Origin of the sequence: Alkalihalobacillus sp. CinArs1 (assembly GCF_947387515.1) — a bacterium.
In the GTDB taxonomy this organism is placed as follows: domain Bacteria; phylum Bacillota; class Bacilli; order Bacillales; family Guptibacillaceae; genus Guptibacillus.
Genome location: NZ_CANDOB010000002.1, coordinates 337,571 through 360,748, shown reverse-complemented (window position 1 = coordinate 360,748; position 23,178 = coordinate 337,571). Strand labels below are relative to the sequence as shown.

Genomic DNA, 23,178 nt, shown 5'->3' with positions numbered 1-23,178 from the left:
TTTTCAGAAATTTGTATATTTTTATTATACAAGTAATTCCGGGGAATGCAATACATTTTTCGACGAATTGTGAGGGGTGCCTGTCACTACGACAAGCACCCCTCTCATTCAGGCTTTTCGATCCGCATAAACGGCCATCGCATCGCACATAAACACCGCTAACCCTTCACCGTATTTATCGATATTCTTCGTGAACCGCTTATCATCCACGTACATTTGCCCTAGCCCGCGGAACGCTTCATAAGAATAATCTCCAAAATTCTTCAAGAACTCATACCATTCATGAATCGCTTCCTGCGCCTCAGCCAAATCAGGAGCACCGTCACGCAGCTTCGCAAGTCTCGTATAAATCCGATCCCAGCCCTCTGATAGATTCTGCTGCTCTTCCTTAGACATTCCTCGCACCTTCTTATTCGTTTCATCGATCTTCTTATCACCCCAGCGCCTGCGCGCCTCCTCTTCATACGGGTTATGATCAAAGTTCATCCCCTCAAACTTTTCCTCATTTGTCATTTCGACCTCTCCCATCATTTGTTTTATCGTTTTATCGATTGTCTTAATCATCCGATCCACATGACTGCGCTTTTCAACAAGCATCCTCCGCTGTAACTCCAGCGCCTCCTTCCGATCAAAGGCAGGGTCTTCAAGAATTCGCTGAACTTCCTTCAGAGAAAACCCAAGCTCTTTAAAAAACAAAATCTGCTGCAGCGTCTCTAAATCATTTTCAGAATAAATCCGGTAGCCTGCTTCAGTCGTCTCTGGCGTTAACAACCCTATTTCATCATAATGATGAAGCGTACGAACACTGATTCCTACAAGGTCCGCTACCTCTTTCACTTTCATTTCGACCAGCACCTCCTTACTCATCACTATAGGGTATAACGTAACGTGAGGGTCAATGGGTTTTATCACTATATTCTCCTATTAGTAAAAAACATAAAAAAGCCGTATTCGACTCCCGAATACGGCTTCACCAGTTCATTTAAAAAGGAACTGAACAAACGCTACGATCAAAGCAACTAGAAAAAAACAGACGATTCCTGCCATGATAACAGATCGAAAAAACTTTTTTCCTTCCGCGAACGCTTTTATTATTTTCACGTGCACCCTCCTATAAATGAGTTCTTACTGTCTAATTCCCAATTATTTCAAAACGAAACAGTAAAAATTGCTCATTACGAGAGTCGCACATTGAAAAGTCGTGCCCATCGGTCGCTAAACATCACCTTCACCATTCTCATACTCCTCACGCAGCATTGAATACATATAGAGATCATCAAATTTTCCACACGTATATTCATAGTGTCTCAATAACCCTTCTCTCATAAAGCCTTGCTTCTCAACTAACTTTTGAGATGAACGATTCTCAAGCTCAATCAACGCTTCGACCCGTTCCAATTCGAGCTCTCGAAAGCCGAACGCAATAACGGCATGAAGCGCTTCACTTGCTAACCCTTTTCCCCAGTAACTCTTATTTAGCTCAAAACCTATCTCTGCCCGCCTGTGTCTCGGACTACGATTTAAAAACCCACAGCTACCAATCATTTCATCCGATTCCTTCAGTATCAGTCCCCACCGCATTCCGGAACCTTCTTTATGTATGGATTTGTACCAGTTAATCTCATCTAACGCATCGTCGATCGACCGAAACGGCTCTAGCCCCATGTGCTTCACCACATCTGAGTCAGACAAATAGCCCAACATCGCTTCAGCATCCTCCGTTCTCACTTCTCTCAGCAACAACCGTTTCGTTTCGTGTGTTGGAAACTCGTTGTTCATCACTTCACCTCCGCTCTACCATTCATTCTTTATCCGCTCGATCACCGCTTTATAAAAAGAAACCTCGTGTGGCACGAACTTTTCTTTCCCAACTCTTTCATTGATCAACCGTTTACATCCCTCTTGATCGATTTCAAATCCTTCCACCTGAATTGTCTCAGCAGTGTCATCCCAAAGCGCCTCAAACTCATCGAGTTCCACCTTCACCATTCCGGCCACTTCTTCCTTTTGAAGCGTAAGGTCTTCGAACCTAAGCGACGCGAGGTGGAGAAACACATGAGCAATCTCCTTATCTATGAAATCGCCCCGATGAACGGAATAATTCAGGACACCAAGCGGTAAGAGCGACTGAAACGCCACATCGATCCCGATTTCTTCCTTCACCTCTCTCACGCCATCTTTCACCGTTTCATTCGATAAAAGGTGACCCGCAGCCGTAATATCTAGCAAATAAGGGTAGTCTTTCTTTTCTTGACTACGAAGCTGTAAATAAACGAACGGACACCCATCTTCCATACTCACAATCCAGCAATGAAACGCCTCATGCCAATAGCCTTTTTCATGCACTTCTTTTCGTGATGCCACACCGATATGGTTATATTTTTCGTCGAAAATGTTCAGTTGTTCTTGTTCCATATGTGAACTCCTTTTACTTCATCTACGTCTTCCATTTTAAATTCTCGTACCAACGAAAAATCTCCCTTCTTTCTAGCCTTGAACGAACGATCATCAATTTTTTTCTGATCATACTCCTCTAGACTCTTTTTCTCTTTCCGAACAACCATACCCTTTTTCGAAGCATGTGCTGAAGCTTCTTGAAAGCCTTGGACCATCATTTTTAAAGCGAGAATCGTTACCGTAAAACAAATGATCGGAACGAGTGGAATCCAATAATAGGTTGTGAACAAGAACTTAAGGTTATTTCCAATCAGACCGGACCATTCGTTGGAAAGCGAAACAAACACACTGTTCCCAAAAATATCTTCTTCGATCGCAGCACCTCCGAACAATATGTTTAAAATCCCAAGGTGTGCTAACAACAACAGGACGAGGATGATTTCTCTAATAAAAATGATGAAAAGCTGTGGTTTGAAGTATGGCATGAGATGCTTCATCAACATATGGAAGCGACTTCCACCTAAAACCTTTGCACTCGTAATAAACTCCTTTTCTTGTAAAAGCTCTACTTCTCTTGCAATCGTGGTCATCGTAATCGGCACCCCGATCATGATCAAGACAATGACTTCGAACACCATTCGCTCTGTAAATGTCGTCGAAAAATCGCTATCCATAAACAAATCTCTCATTAGAACATAACTTAAAATCAAATAAGCAAGAAGCGGTGCAGGAAAATAAAAGAACCCTTCTAGTAACGGTTTGACTTTTTTCAAAATCGGCGCAGCATACAGCTGCATCCCAACCCCAAGCAGAAAGGATAGTACAAATCTCGCTAAAGCGATCACTAGAGCAATGCCGAGCGTGTATTTTGCTCCAACTAGCAACAAGAAAAACAAATCTTGAGAAACATTATCTGTTCCAAAAGGAGGGTGCTCAACTGGCGAATAAGGAGGCCTCGCAAGGATATCTCCGTTTTGATCATACGTTAGCTCTGCAACGGGAATATGATCTTGAAAGAAAATCGTGTAAAAAAAGCTTGCCGCCAGTACACTGAAAAAGAAAGTCGAGCCGATCATAAATTGTGCGTTTTTTATCAGTGCCTTTCCCATCAATCAGCCAACTCCTTTCCGGTTATACGCTGAATGAAAAATCTCGAGCAAGCTTCAATAAGAAAGAGCGGTACGAAAATCATCAGTATGCCGATTATTACGATTTCAACTCTTAAGTTGTTCACCATAAACCACACTAGTCCATATAAATTAAAGAGAATTTCAAGCATCACCAGGTTCGAAAGCATGAGAACAATGATGGTTCGCGAGTGATTTACAACGGTAAAAAGCGCGTTTCGTAACACGTGCTTCCACAAGATTCTACTCTTTGAAAGTCCCTTTCCACTCGCAAGTTCTACGTAAGGCGAAGCTAATTCATCCTCGAACGTGAGCAGCATGACTCGGTAAAGAAGAATAGCCGGCAAGACCGCGTACGTAATAAGCGGAAGAACGACTGGACGTTCGAATCCCCCAACGACTTCAAAGATTAATAATCCCGTCTCTTTGTACAATGAAACGATCGCAATCTGAAACATTACGATGATAAAAAGATCAGGTATGGCCTCAAGGATGCCCGTTACTCTAATAAACATCTTCCTCAATCGATATGGAAGAAAAAACGTGATATAGGTTAACCCTAAGCTTCCGATCAACGCTATACAAAATCCTGCAACCAAGATAAAAAGGGAATAGCCATAGTATTCAAATATCCCTGGGAAAACTGGATATACCGTCGTGCTTCCGAACAATGGTTCATAAGTTAGTTCCCCTGGATTAAGAATTGCTCTTATTAATTGGACGAACTGATTCCAAAATTCCTTGAGACTCATCTCAATTCCATTTTGGAACATGCCAGCAAAGCTTCCGATCAGTAATATACTCACTATAATCGAGACAAACTTCATTCCCGTTCTCATATAATCTCCTCCAAACATTCTCCACAAAAGGAAAGACGAATGAAACGAGAAAAAGTTCCCATATTATGTTATTTCAATAAAAACACTTACATTTTTTGGTTTATCTTTCATAAATAAAAGGTAAGAAGATAGTAACAAGATAGAGAACCTTTTTGTTCTTTTTGGTGACCAGTTTCTCGGCTGTTTTTATCACTTTAGAGGGTAGAGAGGAGTTACGATCATGAAAGAAATTGTGCTGAACCTTGTTTTATTTCTCTTCTTATTTCCTGCAGCCATCATCGTTTACGTGGATTCCCTTCAACATGGGAACGTACCGATGTCACCATTCGTTTCGATTTCAATCGCCATCGCAGTTGGATACATGCTGCTAAATATGAACAGACGTACACCTAAAAAACGATGAAATCTGGAGGCTAGTAGATGTCGAAAAAAAGCGGCTTATCGTTTGGGCAACAGCTACTTCTATTAATCGGGCTTGTTTTATTATTAATAGGCAGCGTTACGACTGCCTTTTATTTTTTTGGACTTTCAGTTGGCTTTCCCACGTTTCTCATTATGATCGTCATCATCGGTTTGATCGGCAGACGATACTTTGACGTCACGAATGAACATTACCTTGCACCTCTAGACCGGAAGTTGAACATAACAATACTTTTTTGGTTTTTCGTTATCCCTCTTTTTATCTTTATCGTACTATGGGATACATTCACGATCGGATCGAGTGTCATACTTGGCGCCATTTTAGGGTTGATTCGGGCCACCATATTGCTCGGAATACCAACAGGGCTTCACTTCCGCAAAATGAAGAAACTCGGCTATCACCTGAATAACGGAAAATGGGACAAAGAAGGAGTAGAAACAGATGCGTAAGGCTCAAATTAGAGCCTTCTTTTTTGTGATTCTATCTACACAATCTGGTTCTTTCATTAGGTTTGAACAAAGACACACTCCTCTCCTTCTTTTTGGCTAGTCATTTAACTCTTATAGTAATACATCCGTTTTCGAGACCTGGGCTATGAGTTGAAGAACGGTAAATGGAGAAAAAAAGACCATATACACACGTAAAGAGGGGGCAGCGAGCCCCCTCTTTCACATTTCCTCCGTCGCATTAGACTTTTCTTTCATCTTCAAGATGAAAAACACCAGTACACCGATTACCCCGACTATCGCGGCTATAAGATGATCAACATACAAATCGCCATCCCTAAAATACCTGATCGCGAACCCGCCGCCAAAAATAGTAATGATCGTAACCGACACATAAAGTAAAAAGAATTTCCCTTTCATCGTGATTCACCTCTATATCTTATCCATCTTCTACTAGTTACTACGTATATCCCCTACCAAAAGTTTCTTTTTTAGGAAAAAGACGCTCTTCCCTCCTCATATCAGCGAAAATTTCATTTTATCGGCGAAATATCATTTTTATCAGCGATTTCAACCTATATATCAGCGAAAATCACTCTTTTATCAGCGAATTCCAACATATATCAGCGAAACCGTATTTCTCTACCAATTCACTCATGATTTGGAAGAAAGCTGGACAAAATACATCACAATACGACAAAATTCTTGCATCCGCAATATTCAGGTGGTAGAGTAAATCTTTGTGCCTAAAGCATTTCTAGAAAATTTAAAGGAGTACGATATGGAAAATAAAGAATCAGGCCGGATCGACTGGCCGGTATTTGGTATAAGCGGAGGAATTCTCGTTCTCTTCGTTGTTCTCGCACTATTCGATATCAGTCTTGTAGAAGCAATCGTTAGTAATAGTTTCTCATGGTCAGCAACCTACTTTGGGGCTTTCTGGCAAGTCCTTATGTTAGCGACGTTCTTCGTTGGAATCGGACTCGCTTTCTCCCGATACGGTAAAATCAAAATGGGGAATTTAGACAAACCCGAACTAAGTTTATACAAGTGGCTCTCCATCATCATGGCGACACTTCTCGCAGGTGGCGGTGTATTCTGGGCAGCGGCCGAGCCGATGTACCACTTCTTAACCGTTCCACCTTCTCAATCTGGGATCGAAGCAGGCACGAACGCTGCCATCGACCCAGCACTTGCACAAAGCTTTATGCACTGGGGTTTTCTCGCATGGGCAATCCTAGGTACGATCAGTGCTGTCGTGATGATGTACGGTCACTATCATAAAGGCATGCCGATGAAGCCTCGTACGCTTCTTTATCCGATCTTCGGCGAACGACTTCGACACAGCTGGATCGGAACGGTGATCGACGCGTTTTCAGTTATCGCTGTTGCAGCTGGAACGATCGGACCGATCGGATTCTTAGGTCTTCAAGCAAGCTATGGCCTGCAGGAGATCTTCGGCATTCCGAATCAGTTCAGCACACAGTTCTCGATCATTTTAGCAGTTGTCGTGATCGCGACGATTTCTGCGGTAACGGGGCTATACAAAGGAATCCAAATTCTAAGTAGCTTCAACGTACAGCTCGCGATCGTATTGATGGTCTTCATCGTGATCCTCGGACCAGGTGGCTTTATTATCGACCACTTCATCTCAGGATTCGGTTACTATGTTGATCAGTTTATTACGATGTCAACGTTCCGTGGCGACACGGGTTGGCTCTCGTTCTGGACAGTGTTCTTCTGGGGCTGGTTCATCGGATACGGTCCAATGATGGCGATACTCGTTTCTCGTATTTCTCGCGGTCGTACGATCCGTGACATCATCGTCGCAGTATCGATCTTTGCGCCTGTTATCTCAACGTTCTGGTTCACCGTTCTTGGTGGGTCAGGCATTCACTTTGAACTGACAAACCCTGGCTCGATCTCTGAAGCGTTGAACGCTGCTGGTAATCCAGCCGCAATGTTTGCGATCACCGAGCAGTTCCCGCTCGCAGCGATCGTTTCACCACTGTTCTTGATCCTCACGATCCTATTCGTAGTGACAACGACGGACTCGATGTCCTACACGATCGCGATGGCCGTTACAGGTGAAGGAAATCCGAAGAGCTGGTTACGTATATTCTGGGCAGTGCTTCTCGGCGCTATTGCCGTCATCCTATTGATCACGGGTGACAGTGGCATCACGCAGCTTCAGAACTTTATCGTTGTAACAGCTGTTCCGGTTTCACTCCTTCTCCTTCCGATGGTCTGGCTCGCACCGAGAGTCGCTCGAAAGATGGCGAAGGAACAAGGGATCAATAAATAATAAAAACGAGCAAGGAGCTAGTAGTCTCCTTGCTCATTTTTTATTACGCTGCAACTCCTCTTTCTTCACCTTCAAAGCGTTTCTTTTTCAGTTTAAGTAGAAAGTAATCGAGTCCTATCTTTCCTGCATTCCATCCTCCAACTAATAGTAAAAACTCCATGATCATAAGGTTTGGATTCGTGCTGATCGCACCTGCAAGTAAAAAGTTGACGTTCATGATTAATCCCATAAATGCTGAAAAAGTTGTTAATAACCCTAGGATTAATGCAATTCCTACTAACAACTCTCCCCAGGGAACCAATACGTTAAAGATCGATACGTTCGGCAAAGCAACGTTCTCAAGGAAGTTCGCATACCATCCTTGCACTGCTGGATGCTCTCCTGTCGATTTCTCGATTCCTCCTTGTAGGAATCCTGAAGCATCAAATCTCTCCTCACCTGAAACTTTTCCCCACCCTGCCATCAAAAACGTATATCCGACATAAACGCGAATCACTGTTAGTAATGAGGCGGCAACAACGTTATTTCGAAACCAGTTCATTATCAAAGCTTATCTACTCCTCTCTTTTTTACCTCAAGACAAAAAGTTGACCTAAGGAAACATTTCTTATCTTTAAAATAACGACTGTAGAATAGTTCGTCAATAAAACCTTTTATAGTTAATCCAAAAGTCCCCGTTCTTTTATCGAACAACAGGACAATACTCCTGATAAAATGGTTTTCTGTTTCCAATAAAAAGAAGCATTTCGCTACGCCTATGCGTAAAACTAGCGAAATGCTTCTCACGAAGAACATTCTCAGCCTTCTTCTGCAAGCTGCGTTTTCTCTCCTCCTCGTTTTCTTAAGCGAAACTTTTCATACAAAACCTGCAATCCGTACAGCAAGTACGCCTTATAGTGGATATAGAGAAAGAACTGAAAGTACGTTAACTTATGCAACCGAGCGATCTTTATCTTCTTCAAAAAGGGAAGGAACAGAAAAGCGAATAGTGCATTCGCAAGAACATTTAATCCCACGAACTTTTTAAAATTACCGTAAGAATGCTTTAAGATCCACATCGATATGGGCATATATGGACCAATGTCGAAAGGAAATTCGTCTCTTAAGAACGACTTCGGTTTATCATAAAATTTCCACCATTTCCGCTTTCGGCCGTACAAATGATTGATCACTTCGAATAGGAAAATGATAAAGCTCGCAAAGAAAAACCGCTTGATATGTCGCTTTCCGATAAATCGTAAAGAGAACCACGGGATCAGGATCATCGCAAAATTGAATACAACGTGCCGTTTTGATGTCATAAGGGCATCGACCTCGATAGTAATTATTTCAATCACTCTTACTATCTCCTCATGAATAAAAAAAATTCGTACCTAGCCCTTATTCGAAGCGTTCTATCCCTGTTCACACGAAGGCATACCTGGCACAGGTCCGCTCGACGGCTCCAGCCTCTTCTGTTTACACTGTTCCTCGAGTGCGATCATCAAAAGGTTCATAACCTCGATCGACTCAGGCGTTTGAAACGCAGGATCCGCTAAGTTCTTTTCTTCAAGAGGATCTGTCGTCAAATTATATAGCTCAAACTCGTCTGGCAGGGGATTTACTTTTGTTGTCGTGATACAGAGAGAGACTTCGACGTTCTCAGAGGTAGGAACTGATTTTTGCTCATGCACGACGACATCCGATACACCAGGGTTACTCCAGAACTGAGGGTTGTCATAGTACCTTGAAAACTTCCATAGCTCTTTAGCTCGGTTGGCTCCAGTCGGAAGCCTCGTGATGATCGCTTCGATGTGGTTCGGCTGAATGACCGATTCATACGGCTCGCCGGTTACCGTAACCTGGTTCAACCCTCTCGTCACATCATCATCCGTCATAAAATAAAGCGGTTCGTCGGCTCGATAAAAGGCTTTTTTTCCTTCTAACAATGGGGTGAGATCACGCCCAACGAGAGGATGAACTTCGTTATGACTTTTGTTTAGCTTTTCCTGAGCTTCTCCTGCATCGATGCCTGCAAGCCCGAGCATAGTTGGAAGAATATCCACATGACTCGTCAACATCTCTGTACTCGCTCGTCCTGAGAACAGCTTCGGACTATGGATGATGAAGGGCACATGAATCGATTCCTCATACGTGTTGTACCATTTTTGAAACAGTCCACCGTGCGCCCCCAGCATATCCCCATGATCTGAGAAAAACAACACGATCGTATCGTCATAAAAAGAGGAGTTCTGAAGCGCCTCGAAAACCTTGAACATTTCATTGTCGACTTGCTTCTGAAGAGAATAATAAAGCTGACGATAAAATAGCGTGTCTGCGAGCGGTTGTATCGCTTTTGGATAGGTGAGTCGATAGCTTTCTTGCGCTCTCGGCTTCGTAGCTAGCGATTCGTTTGCAGTAGGAGCTGGCGGGATATCAGGGAGGGATGGATCGACTTCAAAATTATACATCGGATTGTTTCTTGTAAACGCCCCGAACAGTGCGATGTCATGTGGATTGATAAAGGATGTCATGATCATCCAAGGAGAGGTTTCGCAAGCTGAATTTCGCTCGAGCGACCTAATAAGATGTACCGCCTCTTCAGCATAGATGACGTCACGGCCACTGATACCGATTCCAGCAGAAGAACCGGAATTCCGAGGAGCGGTTCCATGAGGTTCCGGTCCTACCCAGCCATTGAAGCCAAAGTCATTCAACCGGTTTGCGTTAAGGTATTCATTCACGTTCTCTGGATCTGGCAGCCCTGTATTCGTATAGCTCGGTAAAGCATTCTTCGTACCAGGTATGAGGATGTCCTCGTCCGACGCATGCCACTTCCCTTTCCAAAACGTTCGGTATCCCGCCGTTCTAAGGTAATCGCCAATCGTTGGTACCGTATTCCGGTCAAGCCAAAACATATCAGGATCAAAAGCTCCTTTGGCTGCACCACTTGTTTGTGAAACACCGTGAAGAGATGGATACTGCCCAGTATATAGCGTCGTTCGGCTCGGACTACATGCAGTACTGCCAACATAGTGCTTGTTGAATTCAAAGCCGTTTTCCTTCAAAAGTTCCTGCGTAATTAGATTCTTTCTCCGCCACTCTCGAAGCTCCTCATCCTCATATACCGATGGATACCGCTCCTCATCGACCATCAAGATGAGAAAGTTCGGTTTCTTCCCGTTCTCGATCAAAGAAGAAAACCGTTTCCCCTCACTTCCCATGATGTAGCTCCCCCTTCTTTTGATGGTGCCTGTCACCCCTCGAACAAGCTCGAAGAATGTAGAATGATGCTCGAAAAAATTCCAGCCTACTTTAGTGAAATCAATGCGATTGGGTAATATAAGAAAGTATATCTGAAATAAAGGAGGTTCATGACAATGTTAGACGGTAAAGTAGCATTGATCACAGGGTCAGGTCAGGGAATTGGACTTGAAATTGCAACGGAATTCGCAAAAGCTGGCGCGAAAGTAATGTTAAACGACATCAACGAGGATGCGTTAAACGAGTCGATCAAAGCATTAACAGATGAAGGTCTTACCGTGGATGGAGTGATAGCGAACGTTGCGAAGGAAGAAGACGTGAAGAATGCGATCGAAAAGACGGTCGAGAAATTCGGACGCCTCGACATTCTTGTTAACAACGCTGGTATCCAACACGTTGCACCCGTCGAAGAATTCCCAAGCGAGAAGTTTGACCTTATTCTCGACATCATGTTGAAAGGTCCTTTCTACGGAATCAAGTACGCTTTCCCGATTATGAAGGAACAAGGGTACGGACGCATCTTAAACATGGCTTCCATCAATGGACTCATCGGGTTCGCTGGAAAAGCGGGCTACAACAGTGCTAAACATGGCGTCATCGGTCTAACAAAGGTTGCGGCTCTAGAAGGTGCTGACTCAGGCGTTAACGTGAACGCGATCTGCCCGGGGTATGTGGACACACCTCTTGTTCAAAACCAGCTTGAAGACATTGCAAAAACAAGAAATATCGAAAAAGACAAGGCACTAGACGAAGCGATCTTATCGAACGTTCCACAAAAACGCCTCATCCAAGTACAAGAAGTAGCAGATTACTCAATCTTTCTCTGTAGTGATAAAGCAAAGAGTATCACTGGACAAGCCGCTGTTATCGACGGCGGATATACAGCACAGTAAAAAAATAACACGTTTACAGGAGCACACCTCATTCTGTATCCCAACTATATATAAAACACAAAAAAACATGGTGAGAGCCTAATGCCTCTAACCATGTTTTTCATATGGCTGTGTTTCTCAAATCCTCCTTACAACAGAGACACCCATTCACGAAAATGGTAGTCTTATACCAATAAATGTAATAGCATACAAAAGGCGGTGTATGAATGGTTCAAAACAATAAAGAGAAGAAAGCCTTACTCAAAGTCATACTTACGTGTGCGATTGGTTCCATCTTATTGCTATTAATCCCGAATATCCTAGACTTTTTCTTATAGCCTGCAATGGGTACTCCTCATATTCCCTACCCTTGTTTCTTCCTAAAATCATCCGTGAGCATGCCGCTAAATCCCCAGCTTTCCTCTTCTGTTTCATGAATAACCACGTGCGTATACTCAGGTTCTTTCCCAAGAACCGAGTTCAGAGTGCCTGTGAACTCTCGGACAATTTGCTCTTTCTGTCCACGAGTCGCACCTTTCGTGATATGTACGTGAACGACTGGCATCGGACTTCCTCCTTTTGCGGTATTTTGTTTCCATCACCCTTATTCCATTCGCTCCTGCTATTTCCTTCTTTTCTTACAGTAATAAGTACTCCCCGAAAATCATTCAATACCTCTACTTAATACGAATGATTCAATCACCTCTACTAATTTTTTTGAAGCTGGCGAACCCGTTTTTCTTGTTGCTAATGATATCGAGCGATAGGGATCGCATTCGAGTGGGATAACGGTTATGGCGCTGTTATTCTTAGGTACGATCATTTCTGGCATGATGCTGATTCCTAGGTTTTGTTCAACCATGGAAACAACCGAATTCTCACTCATATTTTCATATCGAATGGTAGGTGTAATCTTGTTTTCTTTGAATATAGCCTGTATATCCTTGTAGCATTGAAACGCTGGCATGATAAAAGGGGCTTCTTCAATCTGCTCGTTCGTTAGGACTTCTTCATTTCCCAATGACGACTGTGAGGATACTACGCATAAAAGGCGATCTTTTTTCAGTTTCGTTAGGTGAAATCCATCTAACTGTTCACAGTTCGTTACGAATCCACAATCGAGCTCCCCTCTAATCAGCCAAGAAACCACTTCATCGTAGTTTCCTTCACGAAGTTCGATCGTAATATTCGGATAGTGCTCTTCCATCTTTTTTAAAATGGCCGGCATCCACGTTGTTGTAATACTACTAAACACCCCTATCCTCACATTTCCTTTCGTTAACCCATTGATGGCATGCACTTCTTCTTGTAAAAGATTTTGCTGCTGGAGCATTTGTCGAATGGGAACCAGTAGTTTTTCCGCGTTATCCGTTAGTTTTATGGAAGAATGGTGACGAATAAATAGTGGAAAGGAAAATTCTTTTTCAAGGCTCGTTATGGCATGACTAACTGCTGATTGCGTGACATTTAACGCTATTGCGGTTTTAGTAAAACTATTCAACTCTGCTACTTTACTGAAGATTTCATACTTCACTAACGTCATCACATCAACCTTCTCTCATGAAAATAATTCATCTCATCCATTATATTTTTTCGCTTTCTTAATAACAATCCTCACCCTATACTAATGACAAACCTACCAGATACTTTCGGTAAAGAAAGGACGATGAAACTTGCAAACTGTATTAATCACAGGGGCAGCAGGGAAAATTGGACGCAATGTTGTAGAAGCCTTAGGGAAAGAGAATACGTATAAGTTACGATTAGCGGATATTAACGAGGATGGGTTAAAGGCGTTTCAAGAATTGGGATACGATGTAATACGATGTGATGTTTCAAATTTAGAGGAATGTCAGAACGTTTGTGAGGGAATTGATGTTGTGATTCACCTTGCAGGAAACCCTTCTCCAGATGCTAGTTTTTATGACGCTTTACTAGATGGCCATATTAAAGGAACGTATAATATGTTTCAGGCTTCAAAAGAAAACAACGTTTCAAAAGTGATCGTAGCTTCCAGTGCTCAAACGATCGAAGGCTATCCACTAGATTATCAAGTACACGAGTCCACACCGCCACGACCTAAAAATATGTACGGCGTCTGTAAATGCTTTGTTGAAGCGGTAGCTTGCTACTACGCTTATGAAGAAGATGTGCAAAGTGTTGCAATTCGAATAGGTGCGTACGACGACTATCAACCAGATGGTCCCGCTCTTTCGGCTAGGGATATGAGTGCGTATGTTAGCCCCCAGGACTTTAATGACCTTCTGCTAAAAACATTGAACACTGAAAACTTACCTCCATACACGTTGCTGCATGCTGTCTCAAACAACCGTTTCAAGCGCCTCAATCTGGATGAAACGAAAAAACAAGTTGGCTATGATCCACAATCCGATGCGTTTAAACAAAGTGGATTTCTCTTTTTTGATCATGACAGGTGACAGGCTGAATAAGCATTAGAGCACAGATTGAAACAGAGCTTGGACGCTCATCCAAGCTCTGTTTCGTTAGTCGACTAAGCGTTAACAGATTGCTTCGTTTTCTGTTGAAACGTTTCTTTCTCTTTTTGTTTCCACAACCCTCTTTGAAAAAGGATCCCTGTTAACCCAATGACGCTCAAACTTATGCCGATCACTTTAAATGCAGCCAACACACCAACTTGCTCAATCAACACACCGCCAAGTAACGGTCCAGCGATAAACAGAATACTCAGCGTTGAATCCACGATCCCTGAAACTCTTCCGATCGCTTCCTTCGGTGGTTCCTTTTGAATGAGATAATGAACTGCGGTGAAGATGATTCCGTTCCCGATTCCTCCAACTAGCGCAAGTGAAATCGCTAGGACGAGCACCTGATACTCTCCGAGAAAGCCCATCCCGAACGTCATCAGCCCGATCAAGAAGCTCCCCACACCAAAATACCAGCCATACCTTTTGATTCCATCCATTTTATTCAGAAGGAGCACGACAAGTAAGGAGCCGCCTCCGATCGCTGCAATGACGAAGCCCGTAATCTCTTCATCATTTGGAAACACCTCGCTAAAGAGCGTCACAAACTGAGCATCGATCATTTGAATCACGAGCGTGCTCACAACTCCAAACAGGATACTCGCCGTGAGGATCCTACTTTGAAAAACGATGTACCACCCTTCTTTCCACGACTCGAAAAACCCTGCACCTTTCATCGAACGAAATTCCTCTTCGATCAAATGCTCCTCTTTTTTTACCGTGATTTTCATCAAAATAACCCCTGATAGCACAAAGGAAAAAGCATTGAGAGCAATCGACGCATTTGCAGATAACAATCCTGCGACCGCTCCACCTAGAAGCGGACCGACCACCTTCACGAGCTGAAACAAACTTCCGTTGATCGTGACCGCCTTCATGATATCTTCTTCATCAACGATCCTTCTCATCAACCCTTGCTGCGCCGGTAAGCTGACGACTCCTACCGTGTTCCGGAGTAACAGGACCGGCAATGCAAAGAGTGGAGATGTCGTCAAAATCAGCGCAATCGTCAAGATCGCCCGAATCCAATCTGAATAGATGAGCACCTTCACTTTGTCTCTCCTGTCGACAAACACCCCAGCGAACTGTCCTAACAGAATACTAGGAATCGCGTACATCACAGGAATGAGGGCGATCACGATTGGATCCGCCTTCCACGTATACCGAAACAAAATAAGGACTGCGACAAAATCAAACCAGTTCCCAAAGTTCGAAAGCATATTCGCAGTAAAAAACCTTACAAAATTTCCGTCTTTCCATAGCGATTTCTTCATATGAAAACCTCCTAAGTAACGTTCACTTAGGAGTATAACGAGTGATTATCAGAGGAATATCAGAGGGACGAAAGATGATCATCCAACAGCTTTCTGATTTTCGGTTCAAGATCAGAAAGCTTGTATTCATCCGCATACGCTTCCCACATGTTCTCGAATTGCTCTAACGCTTCAACTTGAAAAACATCTCTAAAATACCGAATTGTCATTAAGCTGATAAAGATTCCAGGCACATATTTCGCCTCTTTAAAAAGCTGAATACCCTCAAGAAAATGACTTTCTGCTTCCTCACCAAAAGCAAGACAATGAACCCCTTTTAAGATCGAAAAGCTCGCTCGTTCTCTTGAAAAAGGATACCTAAGAAGGAGCTCCTCCATCTCATGGATCTTCTTCTGTATTACTGAACGTTCTTGCTTTTTTACAAGAGCGAGATAGCTTTCCGTTAACGCAATCAACGGAATGAACCCTTCTAGCTTCTTTTCATGCACTTCTTTTTTCGATGTGATGAGCAGTTCTTCGGCTTCATCATGTTGTCCTGTAAAAAGAAGGAGTGACAGACGGTTCAAGAGTCGAATTTCTAAACGGTGATGCTCAGGTAAGGCTTTTGCCTTCAACGCTTTTGTAAAGAACTCGAGGCTCTTCTTCTTGTCACGCGTCGTGTAAGAATAAATATGTAGAAGGTAATAACATTTTTCCCAGAATGGATCTTCCTGCGTTTGGAACGACTGAAACTCCCCCTTCATAAACCGCAGATACAGCTTGCTTTGAAGATCGAGTTCGAAGCCAAACACCGCCTGATTTTCCTCAAGCAGCTTCAGCGCATCTCCCTGTCCATAAAGATGGTACTTATGAAAAAGCGTCTTCACATTCGAAGACACTTCTTCATCCTTAAGCAAAGGGCTATGCATTTCTTTATGAACCTTCAACCGGTATCCCTGTCCCCTAACCGTTTCGATGGTGAAAACGGAGGACAGCGGAGTAAGTTTTTTTCTCAACCGATACACGTGATCATCGACGGTCCGGTCTGTTGGTGCTTCCATCGCCCACACCGCATCAAGGAGTTCGTCTCTACTAAACACTCGGTTCTCACGTTCGTATAAGTAGCGGAATAGCTGATACTCTTTTGGCAGCAGGGTAACCTCTTCAGACCCATACCTCACTTTCAGATCACCTTTTTGTAACTGTATGTTTCCCATCCTCTCACCTTCGCTTAGTTGTTTTCACTCCACATATAATAAACAAAATTCATCTTTTCTCCGTTCATGCTAAAGCTTTCATCGTCGAAACCAACACATCTGAATCCATTCTTCTCTAACACTTTTTGTGATGCAATGTTGTTTGACGTCGTTTTCGCATGAATTCGTTTTACCCCCGTCCCTTTCACTTCTTCCATCAATGCTTTCAACGCTTGTTTTGCTACTCCCTTAGCGTAATCACGACCAATTCGGTATCCAAGATCGCCATGCATCTTTTCATCGACCGAGATGTTCATTCGCCCTACAATGTGTCCTTCTTGATTTCTTACTAAGTAAAAAGTAGCATCCCCTCTACTTTGTTCCGATAGGAGCGCTTCATGCCTTGTTAGAAAACCATCAAACTTGTAATAATCCTCTCCTCGAGTCGGGACCATTTCTTCAAAATAAGCTCGGTTTTCTATTTCAAAGCGAAACAAATCCTCTGCATCTCTTTCGGTCAATTTCGTTAGAGCAATTTCCATTACTCTTCTACACCTTCATAGAAAATAATCCGGTTTGAAAATGGATCGACGACTGTCATCTCGATTGTGCCCCACGGTTTCTTCTCTACCTTTGGGTTAGAGAAAGGATAGTCCTTGCTGTGGAGTAGCGCATGATAGCTTTCAAGATCACTCTTTTTCACCCGGACCGCTCCACCCGGCGAAGCGTCTCCGTAATGCTCGGATAAATGAATCGCCGCGTCGTCCATCGACACCTGCACGTATAGAGGCATATTGTCCGCAAATCGATGCTCCCAGTCCACTTGAAAACCTAGAAAGTCTACATAGAAGGCATACGCTTTTTCACTATCAAAAATTCGAAAGATCGGTGTGATCATATTGAATCATCCTTTCTACCAATTTTTTATACAGCCTGCTTCACCTCGGCTATCTCCCTACGCTTATCGAGAGCTGGGGTAATGAGATGATAGATTAGTGTTCCTAGTAATCCGATACCAAGTATGGTCCAAGCCATCACAACGGATGGGAGGATTGCCCCGAGTGTCACGGTCAATGAAGCGATCAACATCGATAGGTTAAATTTCAACCCGTTGAACGACATGTATGAGCTCCTCGCATCGTCTGGTGGGATGGAAGCCATATACGACTGTTCCACAGGCACTCGAAATACTTCCCCAATTGTCAAAATCGCCATCATCACAAACAAGATTACGAGGTTGTTTGAATAAGCGAGTGCACCGTACCCCGCCGTAAACATCAAGCAGCTCAATACGAGAACGGATTTGTCTTGAAGTTTGTGAGGGATACGCGTGACGAACAACATCAACACGACGACGAGGATCGTATTTTCACTCCGAAGAAACCCCATCGTTTTTACACCGTCAACTTCCCATAGAAGAAACTGCTGCGTCTCCATTTCTTCACTGAGTCGAATGCCGATATAGTTCGTAAGTTGAAATTCTAGCGAGAGGATTAAAACTCCTGCAATCGTGAAGAGGACGAACAACTTATCGCTCAGTACACTTTTATAAGTAGCGAACAGCTGAAGGATATGCTGATGCGGCTTCACGTTAGAAGCCGTCGGGACATAACTTTCATCGATGAAAAATGCGATCATGATGACGACGATCGCCGCTGAAACGCTCAGTCCCATGAATAACTGAAACAAGTAATCTTTGAAAAGGAACGCTCCAATAATCCCGCCGATCGCGATGGACAAGTTGTTTGCCCAGTACGTGATGGAATACATTAATTTTCGTTGCGGCGGCGTACTCACATCGATCAACATCGCCTGGTTAGCAGGACCTGCTAGTCCCCAGCTGATGCTGTTTACCGTCATCATCGCAAACGTGATCGTAGGTGACTCAAACCATGGTGAATTACAAACCATCATCGTTGTAAACGCAAAGAACCTGAGCGTTTCCGCAATGAGCATGATCCTCTTCCGACCGAATTGATCGCCGAAGTAGCCCCCTACAAACGTGATGCCAATTCCGACGAACACGTTGATTAATAGCAGCATTCCCGCAATCTTCGCACCGAAGTGAAATGCCAAATAGATCGACATAAACGGAAAGATCATACTGCCGATAAAACGACTAATAAACGATTCGATGATCCGAATCTTAATGTTCTTATGAAAATCTCTAAACCTCATCTTAACCTTCTTTCTACTTCTTCAAATCTTGCGGTCTCTCCACTGGAAAAAGTTGATAATTGTAGTTTACCAAACTTTTAGACTATTAAAAGTAGTAAAAAATAAAAAGAGCTTCGAAGCACACTGCTTCAAAGCTCTTTGACCTTACCCAACAGAAGGCATAGGCTCAATGAATTTCTTCCCTTTTTCATAGATAACACTCTTAGGGTGTTCGGAGACCGCCCGCTTCATCGGTTTGTTTCCGTTCGTTACTTGTACGAGGATCTCTTCGTCCGCTTCGAGCTCTTCACAAACCCGTTCGATAAACGCGCTTCGTTTTCTATTCGTGAGATAAGATTCTTCTAGCTCAATCGTTAACACGTACACTTTTTGATCAGGGAAGTGCGTGACTACTTTTTCAAGTAAGTGAGCGACTTTTACCTGTGGAAACATTCGAAGGTACTGTGAGAGCATTCGGATGACCTCACTTTTCACAACTGGCAGACGATACGCATCATCAGGTCTCACTTCGCTCCGTTCCTCGTCCGCTTTCTCGACGAGGTCGCTCCATTCCGCTGCACGTTGATCAAGTGATTCGATCTCACTATAAAGCCCTTTCGATTCATAGTACCTAGCCATGAGGGAAAGCGCATCAAAGCCGACACGATAGTCTCGTTTGATCGCTTCCTCTAACCATTCTAAGCATTTCACGTTTTCATCTTCGCAGTAAGCGTTCCCTAACCCCATCAAAACCGATACGTTCGACTTCGTCTCAGGGTACGTTTCCAACAATTGTTCATAGATCGGCACAGCCTTTTTCGTTCCATACACATCTTCAAAAAGCGTCGCTCGTTTGATCGCGTCGTCTACTGAGAGTGTCGGGTTAGACCCTAACTCTTCTAACTCAAGCTTGAGCTGCTGTTTCTCATACTTACGCTCTTTCCAATCTTCTTTCTCCACTCGAACAAAAACATCATCAAAGTACTCAATAAAATGGTCCTTACCTTCTAAATAAAGCTCAGCTGCCGGATAGGTGACGATCGGAACCTGACTCACCACGACTTCTAACTTGTTGAGCCGCTCAGAAAGGGATGGATGCGTATCATTGATCGAGGCCACACGCTTCATCGCCTTCATCAACACACTCTCTTGCCGAACCGGATCGTGATGATCCAACACGTCTTGCACCCGAGCGAACGGACGTGGACACTCTTTTTCTTCTAAGCCTTTGTCATATAACGTCTCCCAGAACTCATCGTATCGCTCTGCTTTGATTTCTGTGATCACTAACGCTTCAGCAACGGCATGTGGATCCGTATAGTGACTCGAAAAGCAGTCAGCTTCATGCTCTTCTTGTTTCGCTAATGCATGAGAGTAAGCATCGAACCGTGGGACAAACCAGCGAAAGAACCATCTGAATAAAAAACCGCCCCACACTTCGGATTCTTCGAACTTATCCAAAAGGGTGATCCACGTTTCACGCACCCGATACAACCATGTTCCGAACTGTCCATCCTTATTCGCCAGATGGCCCATCTCATGAGCGATGATGGCATCGAGATGTTCGCGTGACAGTGCTTGCATGAGCGGTAGTCCGAGGACGAGATAATTCTTGTACCAGCCGAAAATACCGAGACGCGGATGCTGCACAACGCTTGCGTTATAGTGATTGGTCAACAGCACTTCATGAACCTGTTTCGTTTTGTATTTGTATTGAATCTCATTAATCGTCTTAAATAGTTCAGGCGCATCTTCCTCTGATAGCGTGACGCCTTCAGGATGATCGAATCGAACCCACAGCGCTCGGGCCATGATGATACCTACAACCAATGTGATGATGCCAACTTTTATTCCGCCAAACGTAAAAGAGCCGCTAATAAAATTCACGATCGCAATCGAAAACAAACTAAGGATGATTCCAAACACCAAAAGGAGGTAACCGTACCCAATCAATGAAAATGCTGCTACCTTCCTCCTGTATGCACTCGGATTTTGTTTCGCTTCGATCTCCTTCTCTTTAACGAGCTTTTCAAATTCCACATTCGTCATTCCGCTATCTCCCTCACCTTAATTGAGCTAATTATATCAGGAGATTTTGGGAAAAAGATGGGCACTTTTACCCAACTCTATCGGGCGAAAACGAACTTTTTTAATCCTCGTCTTCAAGCGTCAGTCCCTCAACAAACTTACGATTCATCACCTTCTTCGTTTTTCGATATTCCTTGGACTTAAAGATGATATCAAAGTCATAATCCTCTGGGTAAAGATCGTTTGCCGAGATGTGCAGACGAAGCCGTTTATGATTATACGTTTTTTTCTCCCCCTGAACCTGTACGATGTAGTTGCCAAGATCATCGGGACCTTTATACACGATTCCCATTTCATCACTTGCTTGAACAATCACGTTGTCTCCTTGCTCAAACAACGTCACTTCCGCTTTTTCTTCTTTTTTCGCCGTTTTCCTGCCATACCGATTCACCGTTACCTGCTGCTTGTAATCACTCGTCGAAAGCACATCTTTTTCTACTGTAAAATCCTGTTCTTCGTTATACGTGATCTTGCTCGCATGCTTTAAGATATCAGGATGAAGCCCGAGCTTATGCGCGATCGCAAAGGCCTGGCTCTTTCCAGTCGTGTCGAGGAGTAATTGATACGTCGGCTTCAAGGTTTGGAGATCGAATTCCATTGCACCGTTGATAAACCCTTCCTTCTCTTTCGCATACTGCTTCATCTCACTATAGTGCGTCGTCGCAAAAATCGTTGCACCTTTGGCTGCGAGCTGATCAAGGATTGCAGTTGCGAGTCCCATTCCTTCACCAGGGTCCGTACCAGAGCCGATTTCGTCTAGTAATAGAAGCGAGTGGTCATTTGCTTTTCGTAAGATATCGATCAGGTTCACCATGCGCGAACTGAACGTGCTCAAGTTCTCTTCAAGACTCTGACCATCTCCAATATCAACGAAGATCTGCTGGTAGATCGGCAGCGCAGACGGTTCTTTCGTCGGAATCGGAATTCCGCACTGTGCCATCATGCAGAGCAGGCCGACCGTTTTCAACGTGACCGTCTTTCCACCCGTATTTGGTCCTGTAATGAGAAGCGCTTGTTCACCTTCAGTCATTTTTAGCGATAGTGGAACAGCTTTTTCACCTAAAAGTGGATGTTTTGCTGCTTTGATATCGATTGTGAAATCACTTGAGAATACTGGTGTCTTTCCATCGATTCTCCGGCTATACTTCGCTTTTGCAAAAATGATGTCGTACTGATGCATCGTTTCTAATGCGATGTTGATCTCACGCTCATAAGCGAGCACTTCACCAGTCAATCCGTAAAGGATCTGCTCGACTTCCTGCTCCTCCTGGAGAGCTAAGAGCTGCAGTTCATCATGGATCGCAGAAAGCTCATTCGGCTCGATGAAAAGCGTTGCACCTGATGACGATTGATCGATTACAGTGCCGGCTACCTTCTTACGATACTCTCGTTTGATCGGTAACGTCTGGCGACCGTTTTTCTCAACAGGACGTGCTTCTTGCATCCACTTTGCATATTTTTTCGCAAGCGTTTCAAGCCGTTCCTTCAGCTTCTCTTTCTTCACACTATGCTGCTTCCTGATTTTCAGCAAATTTTTAGATGCATGATCATCGACTTGGCCATGCTTGATCACCGCATGAATTTGTTCTTCTAGAGAACTTAGATCCTCGATTGAATCAGCATACAAGCTAATCGTAGGTGCGACTGTACCTTTATCCTTCATGAACCTCTTCAGCTTCGTACAGTGCTCTAGAAATGAAACGACTTCTGTGAATTGAATCGCTCGAATGAAAAGTCCTTTTTTCCCCTGCTCGATCAAGAGCCCTATGTCGTTCAAGCTATGAAGCGGCACACTTCCACTCACGTTTAAAATCGCGACGCCTTCTTCAACCTCTTCTAGCCATCTTTCGATGATGCTCTGGTTAATTGATGGCTTCAAGTGACGGATCGATTCTTTTCCTCTATTCGTTAAGGCGAATGTGCTGATCGCTTCGATGATTTCGTTGAATTCTAATGTTTCAAATGTTTGTGTATTCATGTTCTCCTCCTATAAAAAAAGCCACGACAAGCTTGTTAGCTCATCGTGGCTTATGATAAACAGATGGATTCCATACGAATCCCCTTTTTACCGCCCGAGACATCAAAAAAGCTATGACTGAATAAGCCAGTCATAGCGTTCTATGATGAAGTTCAGCTATGCTTATGCTTGTTCTTAACTGCCCTGTTGATTCCATAACGAAGTAAACGTCCCTCAGGCACGTTTTTTCTTCATTACAACAGGTGCTATCCAATTTGTGGATTAGTTAAGAACAACCACACTCATACATCATTCTCCTATTCTTGTTTAGGCGGTAAAAAGTTCTGTTACTGACAATCATATGCGACACCAG

24 protein-coding genes are annotated in these 23,178 nt (G+C 43.5%); 5 read left to right on the top strand and 19 right to left on the bottom strand.

Annotation, left to right across the window (positions count from 1 at the left end; translation table 11 throughout):
* Nucleotides 1–108: 108 nt before the first annotated feature.
* The 6 genes from PFZ69_RS10385 to PFZ69_RS10360 all read right to left on the bottom strand — a co-directional run bounded on the left by PFZ69_RS10385 (nucleotide 109) and on the right by PFZ69_RS10360 (nucleotide 4,363).
* Nucleotides 109–867, bottom strand: coding sequence for a MerR family transcriptional regulator (locus PFZ69_RS10385; protein ID WP_270182017.1), 759 nt, complete (start codon nucleotides 865–867; stop codon nucleotides 109–111).
* A gap of 111 nt (nucleotides 868–978) precedes the next feature.
* Nucleotides 979–1,101, bottom strand: a complete 123-nt coding sequence (locus PFZ69_RS10380; protein WP_270181008.1) for a hypothetical protein — start codon at nucleotides 1,099–1,101, stop codon at nucleotides 979–981.
* A gap of 114 nt (nucleotides 1,102–1,215) precedes the next feature.
* Nucleotides 1,216–1,779, bottom strand: a complete 564-nt coding sequence (locus tag PFZ69_RS10375) for a GNAT family N-acetyltransferase (RefSeq protein WP_270181007.1) — start codon at nucleotides 1,777–1,779, stop codon at nucleotides 1,216–1,218.
* Nucleotides 1,780–1,794: 15 nt separating this feature from the next.
* The gene (locus PFZ69_RS10370) at nucleotides 1,795–2,415 is read right to left on the bottom strand and encodes an NUDIX hydrolase (protein WP_270181006.1); all 621 of its coding nucleotides are present in this window, start codon (nucleotides 2,413–2,415) and stop codon (nucleotides 1,795–1,797) included.
* Entirely contained in the window at nucleotides 2,397–3,509 is a 1,113-nt protein-coding gene (locus PFZ69_RS10365; RefSeq protein ID WP_270181005.1) for a peptide ABC transporter permease, read from the bottom strand. The genes PFZ69_RS10370 and PFZ69_RS10365 overlap by 19 nt, the downstream gene beginning before the upstream one ends.
* Nucleotides 3,506–4,363, bottom strand: coding sequence for an ABC transporter permease subunit (locus PFZ69_RS10360; RefSeq protein WP_270181004.1), 858 nt, complete (start codon nucleotides 4,361–4,363; stop codon nucleotides 3,506–3,508). Before PFZ69_RS10360 ends, PFZ69_RS10365 begins: the two co-directional genes overlap by 4 nt.
* 220 nt (nucleotides 4,364–4,583) lie before the next feature.
* Between PFZ69_RS10360 and PFZ69_RS10355 the strand changes: the two genes are divergently transcribed.
* Together PFZ69_RS10355 and PFZ69_RS10350 are read left to right on the top strand one after the other, a co-directional pair.
* Nucleotides 4,584–4,766: a hypothetical protein gene (locus PFZ69_RS10355; RefSeq protein WP_270181003.1), complete on the top strand. Its 183-nt coding sequence runs from the start codon at nucleotides 4,584–4,586 to the stop codon at nucleotides 4,764–4,766.
* Nucleotides 4,767–4,783: 17 nt separating this feature from the next.
* A complete protein-coding gene (locus PFZ69_RS10350; protein ID WP_270181002.1) occupies nucleotides 4,784–5,233 on the top strand; it encodes a hypothetical protein in 450 nt (149 codons plus the stop codon).
* 219 nt (nucleotides 5,234–5,452) lie between these two features.
* On the opposite strand, the gene PFZ69_RS10345 is transcribed toward PFZ69_RS10350, so the two are convergent.
* Nucleotides 5,453–5,650 carry a hypothetical protein gene (locus PFZ69_RS10345; protein WP_270181001.1) on the bottom strand — a complete coding sequence of 66 codons (198 nt, stop codon included), beginning with the start codon at nucleotides 5,648–5,650 and terminating at the stop codon, nucleotides 5,453–5,455.
* Between the two features lie 361 nt (nucleotides 5,651–6,011).
* Here PFZ69_RS10345 and PFZ69_RS10340 point away from each other — a divergent pair, with 361 nt between their 5' ends.
* Nucleotides 6,012–7,535, top strand: a complete 1,524-nt coding sequence (locus tag PFZ69_RS10340) for a BCCT family transporter (RefSeq protein ID WP_270181000.1) — start codon at nucleotides 6,012–6,014, stop codon at nucleotides 7,533–7,535.
* 43 nt (nucleotides 7,536–7,578) lie between these two features.
* Here PFZ69_RS10340 and PFZ69_RS10335 read toward each other — a convergent pair whose 3' ends face one another.
* From PFZ69_RS10335 to PFZ69_RS10325, 3 genes are all read right to left on the bottom strand, one after another.
* Nucleotides 7,579–8,076 carry a DoxX family protein gene (locus PFZ69_RS10335; protein WP_333489745.1) on the bottom strand — a complete coding sequence of 166 codons (498 nt, stop codon included), beginning with the start codon at nucleotides 8,074–8,076 and terminating at the stop codon, nucleotides 7,579–7,581.
* A gap of 256 nt (nucleotides 8,077–8,332) precedes the next feature.
* A complete protein-coding gene (locus PFZ69_RS10330) occupies nucleotides 8,333–8,836 on the bottom strand; it encodes a hypothetical protein (RefSeq protein ID WP_270182016.1) in 504 nt (167 codons plus the stop codon).
* A gap of 93 nt (nucleotides 8,837–8,929) precedes the next feature.
* Nucleotides 8,930–10,738 carry a sulfatase-like hydrolase/transferase gene (locus PFZ69_RS10325; protein ID WP_270180998.1) on the bottom strand — a complete coding sequence of 603 codons (1,809 nt, stop codon included), beginning with the start codon at nucleotides 10,736–10,738 and terminating at the stop codon, nucleotides 8,930–8,932.
* A 156-nt stretch (nucleotides 10,739–10,894) separates the two neighbouring features.
* Here PFZ69_RS10325 and PFZ69_RS10320 point away from each other — a divergent pair, with 156 nt between their 5' ends.
* Nucleotides 10,895–11,671, top strand: a complete 777-nt coding sequence (locus tag PFZ69_RS10320; RefSeq protein ID WP_270180997.1) for a 3-hydroxybutyrate dehydrogenase — start codon at nucleotides 10,895–10,897, stop codon at nucleotides 11,669–11,671.
* A gap of 343 nt (nucleotides 11,672–12,014) precedes the next feature.
* On the opposite strand, the gene PFZ69_RS10315 is transcribed toward PFZ69_RS10320, so the two are convergent.
* Both PFZ69_RS10315 and PFZ69_RS10310 read right to left on the bottom strand, forming a co-directional pair.
* A complete protein-coding gene (locus tag PFZ69_RS10315; protein WP_270180996.1) occupies nucleotides 12,015–12,215 on the bottom strand; it encodes a tautomerase family protein in 201 nt (66 codons plus the stop codon).
* 99 nt (nucleotides 12,216–12,314) lie between these two features.
* Complete coding sequence (locus tag PFZ69_RS10310) at nucleotides 12,315–13,193, bottom strand: LysR family transcriptional regulator (RefSeq protein ID WP_270180995.1); 879 nt, start codon at nucleotides 13,191–13,193, stop codon at nucleotides 12,315–12,317.
* 130 nt (nucleotides 13,194–13,323) lie between these two features.
* Between PFZ69_RS10310 and PFZ69_RS10305 the strand changes: the two genes are divergently transcribed.
* Nucleotides 13,324–14,088, top strand: a complete 765-nt coding sequence (locus PFZ69_RS10305) for an NAD-dependent epimerase/dehydratase family protein (RefSeq protein WP_270180994.1) — start codon at nucleotides 13,324–13,326, stop codon at nucleotides 14,086–14,088.
* A gap of 74 nt (nucleotides 14,089–14,162) precedes the next feature.
* Here PFZ69_RS10305 and PFZ69_RS10300 read toward each other — a convergent pair whose 3' ends face one another.
* From PFZ69_RS10300 to PFZ69_RS10270, 7 genes are all read right to left on the bottom strand, one after another.
* Nucleotides 14,163–15,428, bottom strand: coding sequence for an MFS transporter (locus PFZ69_RS10300; protein WP_270180993.1), 1,266 nt, complete (start codon nucleotides 15,426–15,428; stop codon nucleotides 14,163–14,165).
* A 59-nt stretch (nucleotides 15,429–15,487) separates the two neighbouring features.
* Nucleotides 15,488–16,624, bottom strand: a complete 1,137-nt coding sequence (locus PFZ69_RS10295) for a winged helix-turn-helix domain-containing protein (RefSeq protein ID WP_270180992.1) — start codon at nucleotides 16,622–16,624, stop codon at nucleotides 15,488–15,490.
* A gap of 14 nt (nucleotides 16,625–16,638) precedes the next feature.
* The gene (locus tag PFZ69_RS10290) at nucleotides 16,639–17,145 is read right to left on the bottom strand and encodes a GNAT family N-acetyltransferase (RefSeq protein WP_270180991.1); all 507 of its coding nucleotides are present in this window, start codon (nucleotides 17,143–17,145) and stop codon (nucleotides 16,639–16,641) included.
* On the bottom strand, nucleotides 17,145–17,501 hold the full coding sequence (locus PFZ69_RS10285; protein ID WP_270180990.1) for a glyoxalase superfamily protein: 357 nt from the start codon (nucleotides 17,499–17,501) through the stop codon (nucleotides 17,145–17,147). Before PFZ69_RS10285 ends, PFZ69_RS10290 begins: the two co-directional genes overlap by 1 nt.
* 26 nt (nucleotides 17,502–17,527) lie before the next feature.
* Nucleotides 17,528–18,781 (bottom strand): MDR family MFS transporter, encoded by a 1,254-nt coding sequence (locus tag PFZ69_RS10280; protein ID WP_270180989.1) that lies wholly within the window; start codon nucleotides 18,779–18,781, stop codon nucleotides 17,528–17,530.
* A 144-nt stretch (nucleotides 18,782–18,925) separates the two neighbouring features.
* Nucleotides 18,926–20,809: a M48 family metallopeptidase gene (locus PFZ69_RS10275; RefSeq protein ID WP_270180988.1), complete on the bottom strand. Its 1,884-nt coding sequence runs from the start codon at nucleotides 20,807–20,809 to the stop codon at nucleotides 18,926–18,928.
* A 100-nt stretch (nucleotides 20,810–20,909) separates the two neighbouring features.
* Nucleotides 20,910–22,826 (bottom strand): endonuclease MutS2, encoded by a 1,917-nt coding sequence (locus tag PFZ69_RS10270; protein ID WP_270180987.1) that lies wholly within the window; start codon nucleotides 22,824–22,826, stop codon nucleotides 20,910–20,912.
* Between the last annotated feature and the right edge of the window lie 352 nt (nucleotides 22,827–23,178).